Origin of the sequence: Spongiibacter thalassae (assembly GCF_012272835.1) — a bacterium.
GTDB lineage: Bacteria > Pseudomonadota > Gammaproteobacteria > Pseudomonadales > Spongiibacteraceae > Spongiibacter > Spongiibacter thalassae.
On the sequence record NZ_JAAWWK010000004.1, the window covers coordinates 381029 to 396649 of the forward strand.

Sequence of the window (15621 nt, forward strand, 5' to 3'; positions counted from 1 at the left end):
GCAATGAGCGATGTGGATATAGCCGCGGTTAAATCATACCTTCTTGATCTGCAGGACCGTATTTGCGCGGCACTGGAGCAGGAGGACGGCAAGGCGAGCTTTGTCGAAGATGATTGGGGCCGCGGGCGCAGCCGGATTATCACCGACGGTGCCGTGATTGAAAAAGGCGGCGTAAATTTCTCCCATGTACAGGGAGATGCGATGCCCGTAAGTGCTACGGCTCACCGGCCAGAGCTGGCGGGGCGGCGCTATCAGGCCATGGGGGTTTCCCTGGTGGTCCACCCCTTGAACCCCTATGTGCCCACCAGTCATGCCAATGTGCGCTTCTTTGTGGCCGAAAAAGACGGCGAGGCACCTGTTTGGTGGTTTGGTGGCGGCTATGACCTGACTCCCTACTATGGCAACCGCGACGACTGTCGCCACTGGCACCAGACCGCCGCTAACGCCTGTGCGCCCTTTGGTGACGAGCTGTATCCGCGACTGAAACAATGGTGCGACGAGTATTTCTATCTCAAGCATCGGGACGAAGCACGGGGAGTGGGCGGCCTGTTCTTTGACGACTTTAACGAGCAGGGTTTCGATCACAGCTTCGCGTTTATGCGTTCCGTTGGCGATTCGTTTACCCAGGCCTACCTGCCGATTGTTCGCCGCCGCCGCGACACCCCCTGGGGGGAGCGGGAACGCCAGTTCCAGTTATACCGCCGTGGCCGCTATGTTGAGTTCAACCTCGTGTTTGATCGCGGCACGTTGTTTGGCTTGCAAAGCGGCGGGCGCACTGAGTCAATACTGATGTCGATGCCACCATTGGTACGATGGGAGTATAATTGGCAGCCCGACGTCGGAAGCCCGGAAGAGTCTCTTTATCGCGACTTCCTTCCCCACCAGGACTGGTTAGCGTAATTTTATGGAAAAAATAGATCAGTACGCCGTTTTTGGTAATCCGGTCAAGCACAGTAAATCGCCGCAAATTCACGCAGCTTTCGCCGCCCAGAGCGGTCAGCAGTTGCACTATCGCGCGCATAAAGTGGAGCTGGGGCGGTTTGCCGATGCCGCGGGACAGTTTTTTCACAACGATGGCAAAGGCTTGAATATCACCGTGCCTTTCAAGCTGGATGCGTATGAATTTGCCGACGAGCTGAGTGGCCGCGCCCGCCGTGCCGGCGCGGTGAATACGCTGGCCAAGGGTGAGGACGACCGTATTTACGGCGACAACACCGACGGCGTCGGCATGGTCAGGGATATTCACGACAACCTCGGTTGGGAGATCAGTGGCCGGCGCGTGTTGATTCTGGGTGCCGGGGGTGCGGTTCGGGGAATACTGGGCCCGCTGTTAAAGCAACGGCCTGAGCATATCGTTATTGCCAACCGCACGGTGGCGAAGGCAGAGAAATTAGCAGAGATTTTTAATGAACTGGGCGATGTTCGGGGTACTTGCTATGAAGCCCTTGACGGCGGCCAGTACGACTTGATTATCAACGGTACCAGCGCCAGCATGAGTGGCGATCTGCCGCCTTTGCCCTCGCAGATCCTCAGCAGTGAAGGGTGTGCCTACGATATGATGTACGGTGCAGAGCCGACACCGTTTATGCGCTGGGCTGCGGCGGAAACCGCTTGGGCGGTGTCCGACGGCCTCGGCATGCTGGTTGAGCAGGCGGCGGAATCATTTTGCATATGGCGGGGTATTCGGCCCGACACCAAACCGGTAATCGAAGCTATTCGCCAGTCTCTGGCGGCCTGATGCCGACCTCACCCCACACAGTTTGTTGGACATATCTATGTTGTTAACCGTCGCGGCCCTGATTCTGGGCCTGATTTTATTGGTCTGGAGCGCGGATCGGTTTGTGATCGGCGCCTCGGCGACCGCCGCAATACTGGGGGTTTCGCCCCTGGTCGTGGGTATTCTGGTGGTGGGCATTGGCACCTCGGCGCCGGAAATGCTGGTGTCGGGTATTGCCGCCTTCGATGGGCAGCCAGGCCTGGCGGTGGGTAATGCACTGGGCTCGAATATCACCAATATCGCGCTGATTTTGGGAATCACAGCGCTGTATATTCCGTTGCGGGTACAAAGCAAGCTGGTGACCCGGGAAATACCGCTGTTGATGCTGGTGATGATTATCGGCTACGTGCTGTTGCGCGACGGCGTGTTGGACTTTATCGACGGCGCGGTGCTGCTGACCGGCTTTGGATTGGTCATATTGCGCCAGCTGTGGGAGGCCAAACACAGTCGGGGCGATGCGATAGAAGCCGAGTTCGAGGCGGAAATCCCCCGGGATATGACACTGCCGGTTGCCCTGGGTTGGTTGCTGCTGGGGCTGATATTGCTAATGGGCTCGGCGCGCATTCTGGTGTGGTCGGCGGTGGAATTGGCCACCGCCTTCGGCGTGAGCGACCTCGTGATTGGCTTGACCGTTGTCGCTATTGGTACCAGCCTGCCGGAGTTGGCGGCATCAGTCGCTGCGGCACGTAAAAACGAGCACGATATCGCCATTGGCAATGTGGTTGGCTCTAACCTGTTCAACCTGCTTGGGGTAATGGCACTGCCCGGGGTCATCGCTCCCGGGCCGGTGGATGCAGCGGTCATTAGCCGGGACTACCCGCTGATGCTGGGGCTCACCGCCCTGTTCTACCTGGTCGCCTTCGGCCCCCGCAAAGAACGGCGCATACGCCGTGCCGAAGGGGGCATGTTGGTGGTGATCTACTTCGCCTATCTGGGTTATCTACTGGTAGACAGCGGCGCGATCTGATTGCGGGCTGCCCTGCCGGGGTAACTGGCCAGCGCGGTCAGTCGCTGGCCAGTTCGGCGATGTGCTGATCCTTGAGTTTGGCATAGTTCGCCGAGCTGTAGCAGAAGTAGCTGTACTCCTTTTCGCTCAGGGCGCGCACCGCCTTGGCCGGACTGCCCACATAAAGAAAACCGCTGGAAAGGGTTTTACCCGGCGGGACAAGGCTATTGGCGCCAACCACCACGTCGTCTTCAATCACCGCACCGTCCATCACAATACTGCCCATGCCGATCAATACCCGGCTGCCGATCGTGCAACCGTGGAGCGTCACACTGTGGGCAACGGTAACATCGTCGCCAATGGTCAGCGGGTAGCCGTCGGGGTTATAAGGCCCAGCGTGGGTGATGTGTAATACGCTATTGTCCTGCACACTGGTGCGCGCGCCGATGCGGATACGGTGCATATCCCCGCGGACGGCGGTCTGCGGCCAGATGGAAGAATCGTCACCGACTACTACATCGCCGATGACCACAGCACTGGGGTCGATAAATACCCGCTCGCCGAGTTGCGGTGTGTGATTGTTGAAAGTGCGGGTGAAACTGCCGGGCTGATAAGTCATGGGATTTCTCGGTTTTCGACGGGCCATGGCGCATTGTAGTGCAATCTAAACAGTGCTGAAAACCTACAGGCGCAGGGCTATTCTGATAAACTCGGTGCTGAGCCTACTCCCGCAGAGACCACAGCATTTATGTATCGAGACCAACCACTGCCCGACTTCTCCGCATTGCGCGCCGACGACTTCGCCGAGCAATGTGATGTGCTGTTGAACCGCAGCCGTGAACGTATTCAAGCGCTGTGCAGCATGGATGCCCCCCCGAACTGGGACAATCTGTTGTCCCCCCTGGAGGACATCGACGACCAAATCAGTCAATTCTGGGCACCGCTCAGCCACCTGCATTCGGTGTTGTCCGGCGACGACTGGCGGGGGGCCTACAGTGCTTGTTTGCCCAAGCTCACCGCCTATAACAGTGAGTTTGGGCAGAATCGCCAACTGTATGAACGGCTTAGTCGTTATGCCGAAAGTGAGGAGTTCCAGCAGCTGGATCAGCCGCGCCGTCAGGCGGTGAACAACATGCTGAGAAATTTTCGTTTGTCGGGGGTGGCTCTGGAGGGCGATGACGCCAAGCGATTCAGCGATATTCAGCAGCGTCTCAGCGAACTTTCCACGACGTTCTCCAACAATGTACTGGACGCGACGGATGCCTGGGAAAAGATTGTCGAGCAGCGTGAGTCTTTGGCGGGGATTCCCGAGTCTATTCTGGATAACCTCGCCGCGGCGGCGAAAAAGAAAGGTCTTGAGGGCTATCGCCTGAGTCTGGACATTCCCAGTTATCTGCCGGTGATGCAGTACTGCGAAAGCCGGGAAATCCGTGCCGAGCTCTATGAGGCTTATGTAAGCCGGGCGTCGTCGGGGAGCCAGTGGGACAACGGCCCGATTATGGTCGAAATTTTGCAGTTGCGTCAGGAACTTGCGGGTCTGCTGGGCTTTGCCAATTACGCCGAGGATTCACTTGCCAGCAAAATGGCGCCGTCCTGTGAGGTGGTGGTCGGTTTTCTTGAAGAGTTGGCCGCGGCCAGCCGGCCCGTTGCCGAGGAGGAGTTGGCTGAGCTGCGTCAGTTTGCTGCCGAGCGTGGTCAGCGCCAGCTGGAGGCTTGGGATATTCCCTACTACAGCGAGCAGTTGCGCGAGGCCCGCTATGCTATTTCCCAGGAAGAGCTGCGCCCGTATTTCCCCGCTGAAACGGTATTGTCGGGGCTGTTCAAGGTGACGTCCCAGCTATTTGATATTGAGATCAGCGAAACCGAGGCACCGCTCTGGCATGAGGATGCTCGCTGCTACGAGATTCGCCGTCACGGTGAAGTGCTTGCCCAATTCTATCTGGACCTCTACGCACGTGCGAACAAACGTGGCGGCGCGTGGATGGCTGATTGTCGTGGCCGCCGGCTGCTCGACGATGGCAGTGTGCAGCGGCCGGTCGCCTTTTTAGTGTGCAATTTCACCCCACCGGGGGCTGACCGCCCTTCTCTGCTCACCCACAATGAAGTGACCACCCTGTTCCACGAATTCGGTCATGGTCTCCACCATATGCTCACCCAGGTCGATTGCCTGGCGGTGTCAGGCATTAACGGGGTGGCCTGGGATGCCGTAGAGCTGCCCAGCCAGTTTCTGGAAAACTGGTGCTGGGAAAAATCGGTAATTCCGCAGATTTCCGCTCACTATCAAACCGGTGAGGCCTTGCCCGAAGACATGCTGGACAAGCTGCTGGCGGCGAAGAACTTCCAGTCGGGTATGCAGATGCTGCGGCAGATTGAGTTCGCCCTGTTTGATTTCCGCTTGCACATGCAGACCGATATCCGCTCCGAGGCTGACGTGGATGCAGTGATGGACGGTGTGCGCAACCAGGTGTCAGTGCTGGTGCCGCCGGCGTTCAATCGCTTCCAGAACAGCTTCTCGCACATTTTTGCCGGTGGCTACGCGGCGGGGTACTACAGCTACAAGTGGGCGGAAGTTCTGTCGGCAGACGCGTTCTCACTATTTGAAGAACAAGGAGTGATGAACCCTGACGCCGGGCTGCGCTTCCGTCAGCAGATTCTCGAACAAGGGGGCAGTCGTGATGCTGCCGAGTTGTTTGAACAGTTCCGCGGGCGGGCACCGGCGAACGAGGCGCTGCTGCGCCACAGCGGTATTGTGCCCAAGCAGGCGACGGGAGGTTAGTATGGCAACGGAATTTCGACCACGGCGCTTTATTGCGGGGGCGGTGTGCCCCAAATGCGCGGAGATGGACAAAACGGTGATGTATCGAGTGTCTGATACTGAGCAGAAACGGGAATGCGTTCGCTGCGGACATACCGAGACGATTCACGATGAAGCGCCTGCGACCGCCGAGCCGGCGACCCGGGTAAACCAGCCCCGTGTGGGTGAAGAAGCGCTGCCCCACGAGGACGAAGTGAGGGTGGTGTCTATTATCGACCCGCGCGATGGTGCTTCCCGGCGCGACCATTAGGGCAATAGTTACACTTTGAAGAACGCAAGTCGTCGCTGCTTATCTATACTTATCACTAATGATACGTGGAGGAAGTACGATGCTGGAGCTACTGCCGATTCCTATCGGGAATGTGGTCGGCGTAAAAGTGAGCGGAAAGGTCAATCATCAGGACATGGAGCGGGTGCTGGTCGAAGTCAAACGCAAGCTCAAAGACCATGAAAGCCTTGGTGTTTACATCGAACTCGATCACTTCAAGGGCTTCACCTTGCGGGGTTTACTCAAGGAAATGCGCCTGCTGAGTTGCTTTCTCGGGCACTTTACCCGCACTGCTCTGGTCAGTGATACCCAATGGTATCGGCGAGCCGCGCAGATCATCACCCACTGGACCCCCAATATAGAAATTGAACACTTTACCCCCATTCAGCACGATGAGGCCTTGATCTGGGTAAGCGAGCGGGATGTAGGGGCATTTTCCGGCTAACAATCGTTAACAAACCCCAGCCCGGGATGCAGGGAGGGTGGCGATGTCGAGTAATATCGAAGTTGAAGAGTATGGGGATTCGCCGATATCTGCGTTGCTGCTGGATATCGGCGGGGTACTTACCGAAGACGGCCAGGCGCTGCCCGGCGCCGTGTCGGCATTGGCCGAGCTGGCGACGATGTCGCTGCCGGTGCGACTGCTTACCAATACCTCGAAGCGCACACGGAGCGAGGTGCTGGCTGAAATGCTCAGCCTGGGGTTTGCCCTCAGGTCGGAGCAACTGATTACGGCGCCCACGGCGGTACGGCACTATCTCCTTACTGAGCAGCTGCGCCCTTTCCTGATCTGTACCCCTGCCCTGCAGGCGGAATTCAGTGATATTCCACAAGACAAGCCCAATGCTGTGGTGGTCTTTGACGCCGCCGAACACTTTCACTACAGGGTACTGGACGACGCATTTCAGCTGTTGCAGTCAGGCGCCCCGTTGATCGCGGTGGGTGATAATCGCTATTACAGCAGCGGAGGTCGGCGCCACTTGGACGCTGGTCCGTTTATTCGTGCACTGGCATATGCGGCGGATGTTGAGCCCACGATTATCGGTAAACCTGCAGCGCGTTTTTTTCAGGATGTGGCCGCGTCGCTGGGAGTGGATGACGACGGCGTATTGATGGTGGGCGACGATGTGCTCAGCGATGTGCTGGGGGCACAAAATGCCGGCTTGCGCGCTTGTCTGGTGCGCAGTGGTAAATACCGTCGGGGCGATGAAGACATGGCACCCTCAGCCTTTTGTATTAATGGCATTGCCGACTTGCCGGCACTTGTCAGCGGCTTGGCGGGATAGCTGTGGGCGCCTCCTTCAGGCTGCCCAGCCAGCGCATAATATCCCGCCAACTGAGAATGCCCAAGGGGTGATGGTTGCTATCGACCACCGGAATACAGGAAATTGGCTGCTGGTTGAAAATGGCGACTGCCTGTTGCATATCGTCGTCGGGCCCGAGAACCACCAGTTTGCGACTCATAATCTGATGCACATATTTATTCAGCGTGGCGAGGTCGCGGGCATGTTCAATAGGGGTGCCCAAAGTGGGGCTGATGGCGCGCAGCAAGTCGCGGTCTGATACCACCCCGACCAACTGCTTTTCTTCCACCACCAGCAGGTGGTGGAAACCGGTGTGATGAAATATTTCCCTGACGACTAACAGGCGGTCATCGGGGCCAATGGTCACCGGGGGATGACTCATCAGCTCACCGATGCGCATGGCTCAGCCCTCCTCCAGTGTACTGAAGGTCAAGCCCGCGTGGCTTTCCAGTCGCGCCAGCAATTTTTCGCCCATGGCGCTGGCTGGAGTCCACAAGCCGCCGGCACAGTGCTCGGGGGCGATGTCCCGTGCCAGACAAATTGCCGCTTGGGAGATCATTTTCGCCGTGGAGCCATAGCCGGGGTCGCGGTCGCCGGTGACCTTGGTGCGCAGGGTTACCGCATCGTCGGCGCAGGCGAAAAAGCGCAAATCGTAGAAGCCGCTCTGTTGCTCTTCGGGGCTGGGGCCTTCGCCCGGCGCAGGCAGCAGTTTCTCCAGTACCCAGCGGCCGGGTTTGATGGCAGCCCCCATCATAAACGCGGCCAAGCCCCCTCCAAAAGCGCTGGCCTTAAGCCGACCTGAGAAGCCGCGCCCCATAATCATCGACTCCTGATAGCGAAAGCCTTCGCCATAAATACCACCCAGCAGGAAATTGCTGCGCTGGACAACACGGGTATTGATTGCAGCCATGATAAACGGTGAGGTCCAGCTTCCACTGACCTTGTCAAACTCCGCCAGGCCGGGGTTGTGTTGGCGGGTTTTACTGGCGATGCCCGGGCACAGAGAATAGGGGTCGGCCATCTCCTTGCGCAGTTTGGGGTCGTTGGCGGCCTCTTTCATCACATTCATCAGGCTGGCAAAGGTTCCCCCTGACAGCCCGCCTTTGGCAGCTTTTACACGCATGCGAATGTCGGTGCTGGGTTGCTGAAACCGGGCGCGGTGCTCTCGCTGTGTGTACAACACGCCAATATCCGAAGGAATAGAGTCAAAGCCACAGCAGTTGACAATGCGGGCGCCGCTGGCCTCGGCGGTGGCCTGATAGCGATCGACCATGCGGCGTATCCATTGCACTTCGCCGGTAAGGTCGCAGTAATCGCAGCCGCTTTCGGCACACACCCGCAGCAGGGTTTCGCCATATAGTGCGTAGGGCCCCACGGTGCTGGCGATGACCGAGGTCGATTCGCAGAGCTTGCGCAGAGCAGCTTCGTCTTCGGCATCGGCGACCAGAATATCCGGCTGGGTGCCGGGCAAGGTGTCGCGCAGTGCCTTGAGTTTGGACTCAGAGCGCCCGGCTATCGCCCAGCGGATGGCGGGTTCTTCCCGGTATTCGCTGAGGTACTGGCAGATAATTTGCCCGACAAAGCTGGTTGCGCCGTAGATGACGATTTCATACTGAGATGGCTTCACAGTGACTCCCGGTAAAAGGCCCTTCAGGGCGCGAAATTATTGTGTGTAGTAGGGGGTGTTGCGGATGCATTTGGCGCGGTCATCGTCGTCGAGAATATTCTCGCACTGACTCAGGCGCCATTCGCGTTCGTCGTCGTAGGCGCCGCTACTGCAGGCGCTCAGTGTGACGCACAGAAAGACCACTGAAAGCAGAGTTTTCATGGCAGCGTGTCCCGTTAGTGTCGTGTGCTCAGGCCTGGCGGGCCGGGGCGTCGCAGGTTGCGCGATTTTCCCACAGGGCGGCGAGAATCGCGCTGCGGGTAATCAAGCCCACCAGCTTGCCGTCGTCGAGTACGGGGTAGGACTTGGGTTTGTTATGCCCCATTTCCTGGGCCAGATCGACGATATTGCGCTCGGGGTCAACCGCTAAAATTTCATGGCGCATCACGTCGTGGACATTCGGTGCGCCCTCACAGTGATAGCTACTCACCAGCATTGCATGAATACAGTCCTGTTCCGACACAAATCCGATGACTGTGCGATTGTCATCGACGACCGGCAGGCCCATCAGTTGATGCTTGAGCAGGGTTTCCACCGCTTCGCCCAATGGCGTGGATGCCAGCACAAAGGGTGCTGGGCTGGTCATGATGTCTCGAACGCGAATACTGGTACTCATAGCTGCTACTCCTTGTTCGTTCCGCTTTTACTATACTCGGCCCATTGTGAAACTGTGAGTGGCTACAGACTATAATCATAATAGACGCTATCTATGGCGAAGGTGGTGCGCAGCCCTCACAAAGGCGTCCGTCGCGGTAGTCCCGCAAGGCCTGTTCGATTTCAGCCGACGTGTTCATTACAAAGGGCCCGTATTGCACAACCGGTTCGCCGATGGGCTTGCCTGCCAGTACCAGGAGGCTGGCGCGCTCTTTGGCCTCGAGGTTGAGCAAGTCCCCCGTGCTGAGAACCCCCAGCTGCCCCGCTGTGATTTGTCTGTCGCCCACGTGCACATCTCCTCCATAGACATAGACAAAGGCATTATGTTCGGGAGGAAGCGCCAGTTGCAGCGACGCGGCGCGGGAAAAGCGCAGGTCGAGGTAGACCGGATCGGTGGTCAACTGCTGGCCGTCCTGGCCATTGATAAATCCGCTTAGGGGTGTGCCCTCCTCTACCAGGGTGACTGTCCCGGCAATGTGCCGCAGTTCGATACCGTCGTCGAGCGTGTGGCGCGGAATCTGCGCAGCAGCGATATCGCGGTATGCCGCGTCGCGCCCTTTCTCGGCGGCGGGTAAATTGATCCACAGCTGGAAGCCATGCATCAATCCCGCTTCCTGCTGCGGGGTTTCTGAATGAATAATCCCCCGCCCTGCGGTCATCCACTGTACATCGCCGTCGCGCAGGTGACCTTTGTTGCCCATGTGGTCTTCGTGCAGCATGTGCCCGGCGAGCATATAAGTCACTGTTTCAAAGCCCCGATGGGGGTGAGCGGGAAAGCCCGCGATATAATCGTCAGCTTGATCGCTGACAAATTCATCCAGCATCAAAAAAGGGTCCAGCCGGGTGGCGCTCGACTGCCCCAGGCTGCGTTTAAGGCGAACCCCGGCGCCGTCTGACACCGGGATGGCCGCAATAATCTGTTGGATCGCTCGGTGTGTCATCGGGTGTCTCCCTGGCTCCGGTTTCAGCTGGCCATGGCCAGGCGGGCCGACTGTCTGGCATTTTCTGCCTCGCCCATATTCAGTCCTTCGGCATAGATAAAGTGGAGATTGCTTATGCCAAACAGTCCAAAAATATGGCGGACATAGGGGGTTTGGGTATCCATTTCGGTACCCTGGTACTGTCCTCCACGGGCGGCCAATACGGTCACCGGGCGATCCTCAAGTAACCCCACAGGTCCTTTTTCAGTATAGCGAAAGGTTTCGCCAGCCCGCGCAACGTGGTCGATCCAGGCTTTAAAGGTTGAGGGTACGCCGAGGTTGTACATCGGCAGGCCGATCACGACCTCATCAGCGCTGCGCAATTCATTAATAAGCGCATCGGATTCGTCAACCACCTGCTGTTGGGCGCGGCTGCGTTGCTCGGGCTCGGTGGTAAAGGCGGTGAACCGTTCGCCGCTCAGGTGGGGAATGGGGTTGGCGTGAAGGTCCCGGTGAGTGACTTCCAGTTGGTCGCCGCGAGCGCGCCGGGTTGCCAGATACTCGTTGGCCATCTGGCTGGAATGGCTGGACTCGCCGTTAAGGCTGCTGGTGATTAACAGTAATTTAGTCATCTTGTGCTCCTTGGTAGTGGGCGGATTTGGGCCCCTGTTGCCGTGGAGTTAGTTAACTATTGATTAAGTTGTTTAAAAAGCGCAATTTGTCGCTTTAAAATATCTAAAAATTAGATGTATAGGGAGTTGGGGTATGCGTGGACCTCGCACCAGTCTCGATCAATGGCATTGTTTTCTCGCTGTCGTAGATGAAGGAAGTTATGCCAGGGCGGCTGAGGCTTTGCACAAAAGCCAGTCGGCGGTGACCTATGCGATCCAGAAGCTGGAGGAGCAGCTCGGGGTGTCAATTTTTGAGATTCGCGGGCGCAAGGCAGAGCTGACTGAGGCGGGACAGGTAATGTATCGGCGGGGGCGTACATTGCTCGATGAGGCAATGCGCCTGGAGAGTTCTGCCCAGTCGATCGCGGCGGGTTGGGAGCCTCAATTGAGGATTGTCAGCGACGCCCTGTTTCCGGCCCATGCCATGCTGGACTGCCTGGAGGTGTTGAGCCGGGATTGCCCGGACACCCGCATCGAGTGTGTGGAAACCGTGTTAAGTGGCGCCGAAGAGGCCCTGCTGGAGCAGCGCTGTGATATCGCCATCACCGGAGTTGTTCCACCGGGGTTTTTGGGGCGCCCCTTGTTGAGGGTGAAATTTATTGCTGTTGCTCATTGCCAGCACGCCTTGCACCGGCTCGGTCGAGAGTTGGAGTTTCAGGATTTGCGCCCCTTTCGCCAGGTGGTCGTGCGCGACTCCGGTCAGCGTAAGCGGCGGGACTCGGGTTGGCTGGAGGCGGCGCAACGATTGACGGTCAGCCGCATGGATATGTCGGTCCGAGCTGTCGCCCGGGGCCTGGGCTTTGCCTGGCTGCCCGAGGTATTTGTGCGGGAGGAATTGCTGAAAGGTGAATTGCTGCCCTTGCCGCTGAAGGTTGGAGGAGAGCGGTATGCCGAATTGTTTTTGATTCTGCCGGATCGGGATTGCGCCGGCCCGGCGGCGCTGCGGGCCGAAGAGTTGCTTATCGCCGCGGCGGCTTCGCTCAGCGCCAGTGGAGTGGGGGCATAAAAAACTCAGACATAAAAAAGGGCGCAGGACTTTCGTCGCTGCGCCCAAAAAACCTGGGTGGTTTGTTTAAAAAATCTATCGTGCTGACAGTGTGATCTGCGTGTTGTGAGCCTGTGCCAGGGAGTTGTAGTTGGCGGCAACGCGGTTCAGGTAATCCACGGCGACGTTGTACAGAAACGGGTCGGAGATGTCTGCACATCTTTCCAGGCGGCTGCTGGCCTTTTCGAGATAACGGTCTACCTGGGTATGCAGCTCGGCGACCTCTTCGAAGCTGGCTTCACTGGCGGCGGGCATTTTCGGCGCGTTCATAATGGCGGCCATAGAGCATGCGGCGCTGACATTGAATGAAAGCAAAAGGCTTGCTGCGGCGAGCAGTAATTTGGCGGCGTGTGGCATTTGTCATACTCCATAACTGACAGTTTTGCGCTTTGTGTTGAGGATGATACCAAAATACACACCTAATGCTAGAAGTTTTTTGTTGTGATGCAATAAATTTTGTGTTCTCGCGCGGGTTTGGTTGGTGTTTTATATTGGTATTAGTATATAAAACAAAGAGTTAGTAAAATTTTGGTGATTTGGGTTTTATACTTTGCACGGTGTCGTCAGAGTGTTACTTAGGTGTGTTTGGGTGTTACTTGCAAGCGGCTTCCCATCGGGCTTCCCGTAACAGTCGACGAAATGCCCAGGCGAGGGTGAGTCCGCGGCAGGTATTGAAGCAGGCGAACGCGAACCATAGGCCGTGGTTGCCCCAGTTTTGGGTAAGTGCCCACAGGGGCAGGTAAACGCCAAAAACGCAGAGCAGCATGCTCACTTGCATGGCGCGAGTGCGCATGGCTCCAATAAAGATGCCGTCCAGGGTATAGCAGCTGGCGCTGAGAACGGGCAAAACCACCAGCCAGGGATAATAGAGGCTCGCCAGGCCGTAGACCTCGGGCAGGCTGGTCATGGCGGAAAGGATTAGCGGTTTGGCGAACAACAGTAAGGCGCTTGCGCCGACCGCGCAGTACAGCGACCAGCGCCAGCACAGCTGACTGGCTTGTTTGAATTCCCTGAGATCGCGGTTGGCGTGGGCGCGCCCGACCAAAGCCTCTGCGGCATGGGCGAAGCCGTCCATGCCGTAGGCTGAGGCGAGTACCAGTTGCAATAGCAGGGCGTTGGCGGCGAGTATGGTTTCGCCAAGGGCGGCACCCTGGGCGGTAAAGAATGAAAAGCTGAACAGCAGTGCCGTGGTGCGTATGAACAGATGAAAATTGCTGCCAAGAAACCGGTGCAGTGATATGCCGAGGGTCAGGCAGCGACGGAGCCCCAGCGCCAGACCGACGCGAAGTGAATGGCGAAGAAAGTAGCCGGCGAGTAGTAGGCCGCCGACTTCACTGACGGCACTGGCGATGGCGGCGCCCCGGCTGTTCATGTTCAGGGCGACGATAAACACCAGGTCCAGAACAATATTCAGGCTATTGGTGGTCACGGCGATATACAGCGCGGCGCGGGTATTCTGTTGGCCGGTCAGCCAGCCGACAGCGGCGTAGGTTGCCATTACCGCCGGGGCCGAGAGCAAACGAACAGACAGGTACTCCGCGGCCAGCCCGTGCAGGTTGGCGGGGGCGTTCATTAAGGTCAGGCCCCAGCTGCGCAGCGCGGGCGCACTGCCTGCTACCATCACTCCAATGACAAGGCCCAGGCAAAGCGCCTTCACCAGCAGGGCGCTGGCCTCCTCGCCCTCGCTTTGCGCGCTGGCCCCGGTCGTTCCCATGCGCAGGAAGCCAAAGGCCCAGTAGGTAAAGGCCAGCAGGCTGCTGCCCAGGGCGACAGCGCTGAGATAGCGACTGTCGGGCAAGTGGCCGAGAATCGCGGTGTCCACCAGTCCGAGCATCGGGATTGAGAGATTGGCGAGGATCATCGGCCAGGCCAGTCCCCAAAAGCGTTGGGGCAGCGGTGGGGGTGGATTCAGATTTCCGGTCAACGGACTGTCCCTGTGGTTGGGCGGGGCAAATTCGAGCTGGTTGCACGCAATTGGTGCCGACTACAGTACTTTTTTTTAGTTCATTTTCACAAGCACCTTTCTATATCTAGTGGTTGTTGTGAGCTTCAAACCCCTTAGCTTGTGTAGTTTATGTGAATAAACCCGCCTGATGCCCACACTGCATGTGTTTGTGGACTGAATGCGTAGTAGCCTTGCTCCAATTATAAGGTTTATAATTGCGGCGTTTTGTCGCACCCAAAGCTCATTCTACGCGTGCGGGCACTGCACAATATAAATGGAGAGGCGTTCGGTGAGCTTCGGTTTGAGGCCCCCGGCAGTCCTCCTGTCCAGTTTCAAAGTCCACTTCGCTAACGCGTTTTCCGACGGGAAACTATTGTGTTTTGCCTCGCCGCTGATAAGCCGAGGGGTTCTTTAAACTTATACGGAGACACGGGAGATGTATCAACAAGCGAAACGGCTTTCCAAGCTGGCGCTTTGTCCTGTGCTGATGCTGCTTAGCCTGCTTAGTACTGGCGCTTGGGCGACCGAGGGAGCCCCACAGCGTTGGCAATTAAATATGACGCCTGGCGTTACCGAAGTCGGTGCCAAAATCTACGACCTGCACATGTTTGTATTCTGGGTGTGTGTTGTTGTCGGGATTCTCGTCTTTGGTGTGATGTTCTACTCGGTATTCGCCTACCGCAAAGAGCGTCATCAGGAGCCTGCCACCTTCCACGAAAATACTCGCGTTGAAATCGCGTGGACTATCGTGCCTTTCCTGCTGCTGCTGGTTATGGCAGTACCTGCTACCAAAACCTTGATCGAAATCTACGACACCGATGATGCCGATCTCGATGTGTTGGTGACCGGTTATCAGTGGAAGTGGAAATACGAATACATCAACCCGAATGGCGACAACGTCAGCTTTTTCTCCAACCTGCTGACCGATAAAGCGGAAATCGCTAACAGCGAAGCCAAGGGCTCCAACTACCTGATCGAGGTAGATGAGCCACTGGTACTGCCCGTCGATAAAAAGGTTCGTTTCCTGGTTACCGCTAACGACGTACTGCACGCCTGGTGGGTTCCCGCCCTGGCGGTCAAGCGCGACGCGGTTCCCGGATTTATCAACGAAGCGTGGACCAAAGCCACTGAAACCGGTGTATACCGCGGTCAATGTGCGGAACTGTGTGGTCGCGACCACGGCTTTATGCCCATCGTGGTTAACGTGGTTGAAGAAGCCGAATACCAGGAATGGATGGCTGGCAAGCAAGCGGAAGCCGCTGAGCTGAAAGCGCTGATGTCAAAAGAATTCACCATGGATGAGCTGGTTGCTCGCGGCAAGACGGTCTACAACCGTTCCTGTGCGGCGTGTCACGGCCCCGCGGGTGAAGGCGGCGTTGGCCCAGCCATTGCAGGTAGCGCCATTGCCACCGGCCCGACAAAAGGCCATCTTGATGTGGTCGTCAACGGTGTTCCCGGCAGTGCGATGCAGGCCTTTGGTGGTCAGTTGAACGAAGTCGATCTTGCGGCCGTTGTTACCTACCAGCGCAATGGGTTTGGCAACAACATGGGTGACATGCTGCAGCCAATCGATATTTACAAATTCAAGAAAGGTCAGTAGGAGGATTCAC

The 15621-nt window shown here is 57.5% G+C and carries 18 protein-coding genes; 9 read left to right on the plus strand and 9 right to left on the minus strand.

The features are described 5' to 3' along the window. The first annotated feature begins 3 nt into the window (after positions 1-3). Genes hemF through HCU74_RS12980 form a run of 3 tightly spaced genes read left to right on the plus strand, consistent with a single transcriptional unit; the run spans position 4 to position 2744 of the window. Positions 4-900 carry an oxygen-dependent coproporphyrinogen oxidase gene (hemF, locus tag HCU74_RS12970; RefSeq protein ID WP_168450837.1) on the plus strand — a complete coding sequence of 299 codons (897 nt, stop codon included), beginning with the start codon at positions 4-6 and terminating at the stop codon, positions 898-900. 4 nt (positions 901-904) lie between these two features. After that, entirely contained in the window at positions 905-1738 is an 834-nt protein-coding gene (gene aroE / locus HCU74_RS12975; protein ID WP_168450838.1) for a shikimate dehydrogenase, read from the plus strand. Positions 1739-1775: 37 nt separating this feature from the next. After that, the gene (locus HCU74_RS12980; RefSeq protein WP_168450839.1) at positions 1776-2744 is read left to right on the plus strand and encodes a calcium/sodium antiporter; all 969 of its coding nucleotides are present in this window, start codon (positions 1776-1778) and stop codon (positions 2742-2744) included. A gap of 37 nt (positions 2745-2781) precedes the next feature. Here the strand turns inward: HCU74_RS12980 and HCU74_RS12985 are convergent, their stop codons facing one another. Then, positions 2782-3342: a gamma carbonic anhydrase family protein gene (locus HCU74_RS12985; protein ID WP_168450840.1), complete on the minus strand. Its 561-nt coding sequence runs from the start codon at positions 3340-3342 to the stop codon at positions 2782-2784. A 129-nt stretch (positions 3343-3471) separates the two neighbouring features. Between HCU74_RS12985 and HCU74_RS12990 the strand changes: the two genes are divergently transcribed. The 4 genes from HCU74_RS12990 to HCU74_RS13005 all read left to right on the plus strand — a co-directional run bounded on the left by HCU74_RS12990 (position 3472) and on the right by HCU74_RS13005 (position 7092). Next, positions 3472-5499 carry a M3 family metallopeptidase gene (locus HCU74_RS12990; protein ID WP_168450841.1) on the plus strand — a complete coding sequence of 676 codons (2028 nt, stop codon included), beginning with the start codon at positions 3472-3474 and terminating at the stop codon, positions 5497-5499. Between the two features lies 1 nt (position 5500). Continuing rightward, the gene (locus tag HCU74_RS12995) at positions 5501-5788 is read left to right on the plus strand and encodes a YheV family putative zinc ribbon protein (RefSeq protein ID WP_168450842.1); all 288 of its coding nucleotides are present in this window, start codon (positions 5501-5503) and stop codon (positions 5786-5788) included. A 79-nt stretch (positions 5789-5867) separates the two neighbouring features. Next, positions 5868-6251 carry a SpoIIAA family protein gene (locus HCU74_RS13000; protein WP_168450843.1) on the plus strand — a complete coding sequence of 128 codons (384 nt, stop codon included), beginning with the start codon at positions 5868-5870 and terminating at the stop codon, positions 6249-6251. A gap of 43 nt (positions 6252-6294) precedes the next feature. Then, positions 6295-7092, plus strand: a complete 798-nt coding sequence (locus HCU74_RS13005; RefSeq protein WP_168450844.1) for a TIGR01458 family HAD-type hydrolase — start codon at positions 6295-6297, stop codon at positions 7090-7092. On the opposite strand, the gene HCU74_RS13010 is transcribed toward HCU74_RS13005, so the two are convergent. The 6 genes from HCU74_RS13010 to HCU74_RS13035 all read right to left on the minus strand — a co-directional run bounded on the left by HCU74_RS13010 (position 7073) and on the right by HCU74_RS13035 (position 10982). Then, positions 7073-7510, minus strand: coding sequence for a CBS domain-containing protein (locus HCU74_RS13010; RefSeq protein WP_168450845.1), 438 nt, complete (start codon positions 7508-7510; stop codon positions 7073-7075). The two genes, HCU74_RS13005 and HCU74_RS13010, sit on opposite strands and share 20 nt — an antisense overlap. Before the next feature lie 3 nt (positions 7511-7513). Further along, positions 7514-8737, minus strand: a complete 1224-nt coding sequence (locus tag HCU74_RS13015) for a saccharopine dehydrogenase NADP-binding domain-containing protein (protein WP_168450846.1) — start codon at positions 8735-8737, stop codon at positions 7514-7516. A 36-nt stretch (positions 8738-8773) separates the two neighbouring features. Continuing rightward, a complete protein-coding gene (locus HCU74_RS13020; protein WP_168450847.1) occupies positions 8774-8938 on the minus strand; it encodes a hypothetical protein in 165 nt (54 codons plus the stop codon). 28 nt (positions 8939-8966) lie between these two features. Next, positions 8967-9392, minus strand: a complete 426-nt coding sequence (locus tag HCU74_RS13025) for a CBS domain-containing protein (RefSeq protein WP_168450848.1) — start codon at positions 9390-9392, stop codon at positions 8967-8969. Between the two features lie 91 nt (positions 9393-9483). Further along, entirely contained in the window at positions 9484-10371 is an 888-nt protein-coding gene (locus HCU74_RS13030; protein WP_168450849.1) for a pirin family protein, read from the minus strand. A 23-nt stretch (positions 10372-10394) separates the two neighbouring features. Next, entirely contained in the window at positions 10395-10982 is a 588-nt protein-coding gene (locus HCU74_RS13035) for an FMN-dependent NADH-azoreductase (RefSeq protein ID WP_168450850.1), read from the minus strand. Positions 10983-11115: 133 nt separating this feature from the next. On the opposite strand from HCU74_RS13035, the gene HCU74_RS13040 reads away from it, so the two are divergent. Further along, a complete protein-coding gene (locus tag HCU74_RS13040; protein WP_168450851.1) occupies positions 11116-12027 on the plus strand; it encodes a LysR family transcriptional regulator in 912 nt (303 codons plus the stop codon). Positions 12028-12102: 75 nt separating this feature from the next. Here HCU74_RS13040 and HCU74_RS13045 read toward each other — a convergent pair whose 3' ends face one another. Together HCU74_RS13045 and HCU74_RS13050 are read right to left on the minus strand one after the other, a co-directional pair. Continuing rightward, a complete protein-coding gene (locus tag HCU74_RS13045; RefSeq protein ID WP_168450852.1) occupies positions 12103-12423 on the minus strand; it encodes a hypothetical protein in 321 nt (106 codons plus the stop codon). A gap of 235 nt (positions 12424-12658) precedes the next feature. Further along, a complete protein-coding gene (locus tag HCU74_RS13050) occupies positions 12659-13990 on the minus strand; it encodes an MATE family efflux transporter (protein ID WP_246864620.1) in 1332 nt (443 codons plus the stop codon). Positions 13991-14447: 457 nt separating this feature from the next. Here HCU74_RS13050 and coxB point away from each other — a divergent pair, with 457 nt between their 5' ends. Further along, positions 14448-15611: a cytochrome c oxidase subunit II gene (gene coxB, locus HCU74_RS13055; RefSeq protein WP_168450853.1), complete on the plus strand. Its 1164-nt coding sequence runs from the start codon at positions 14448-14450 to the stop codon at positions 15609-15611. Positions 15612-15621: the final 10 nt, after the last annotated feature.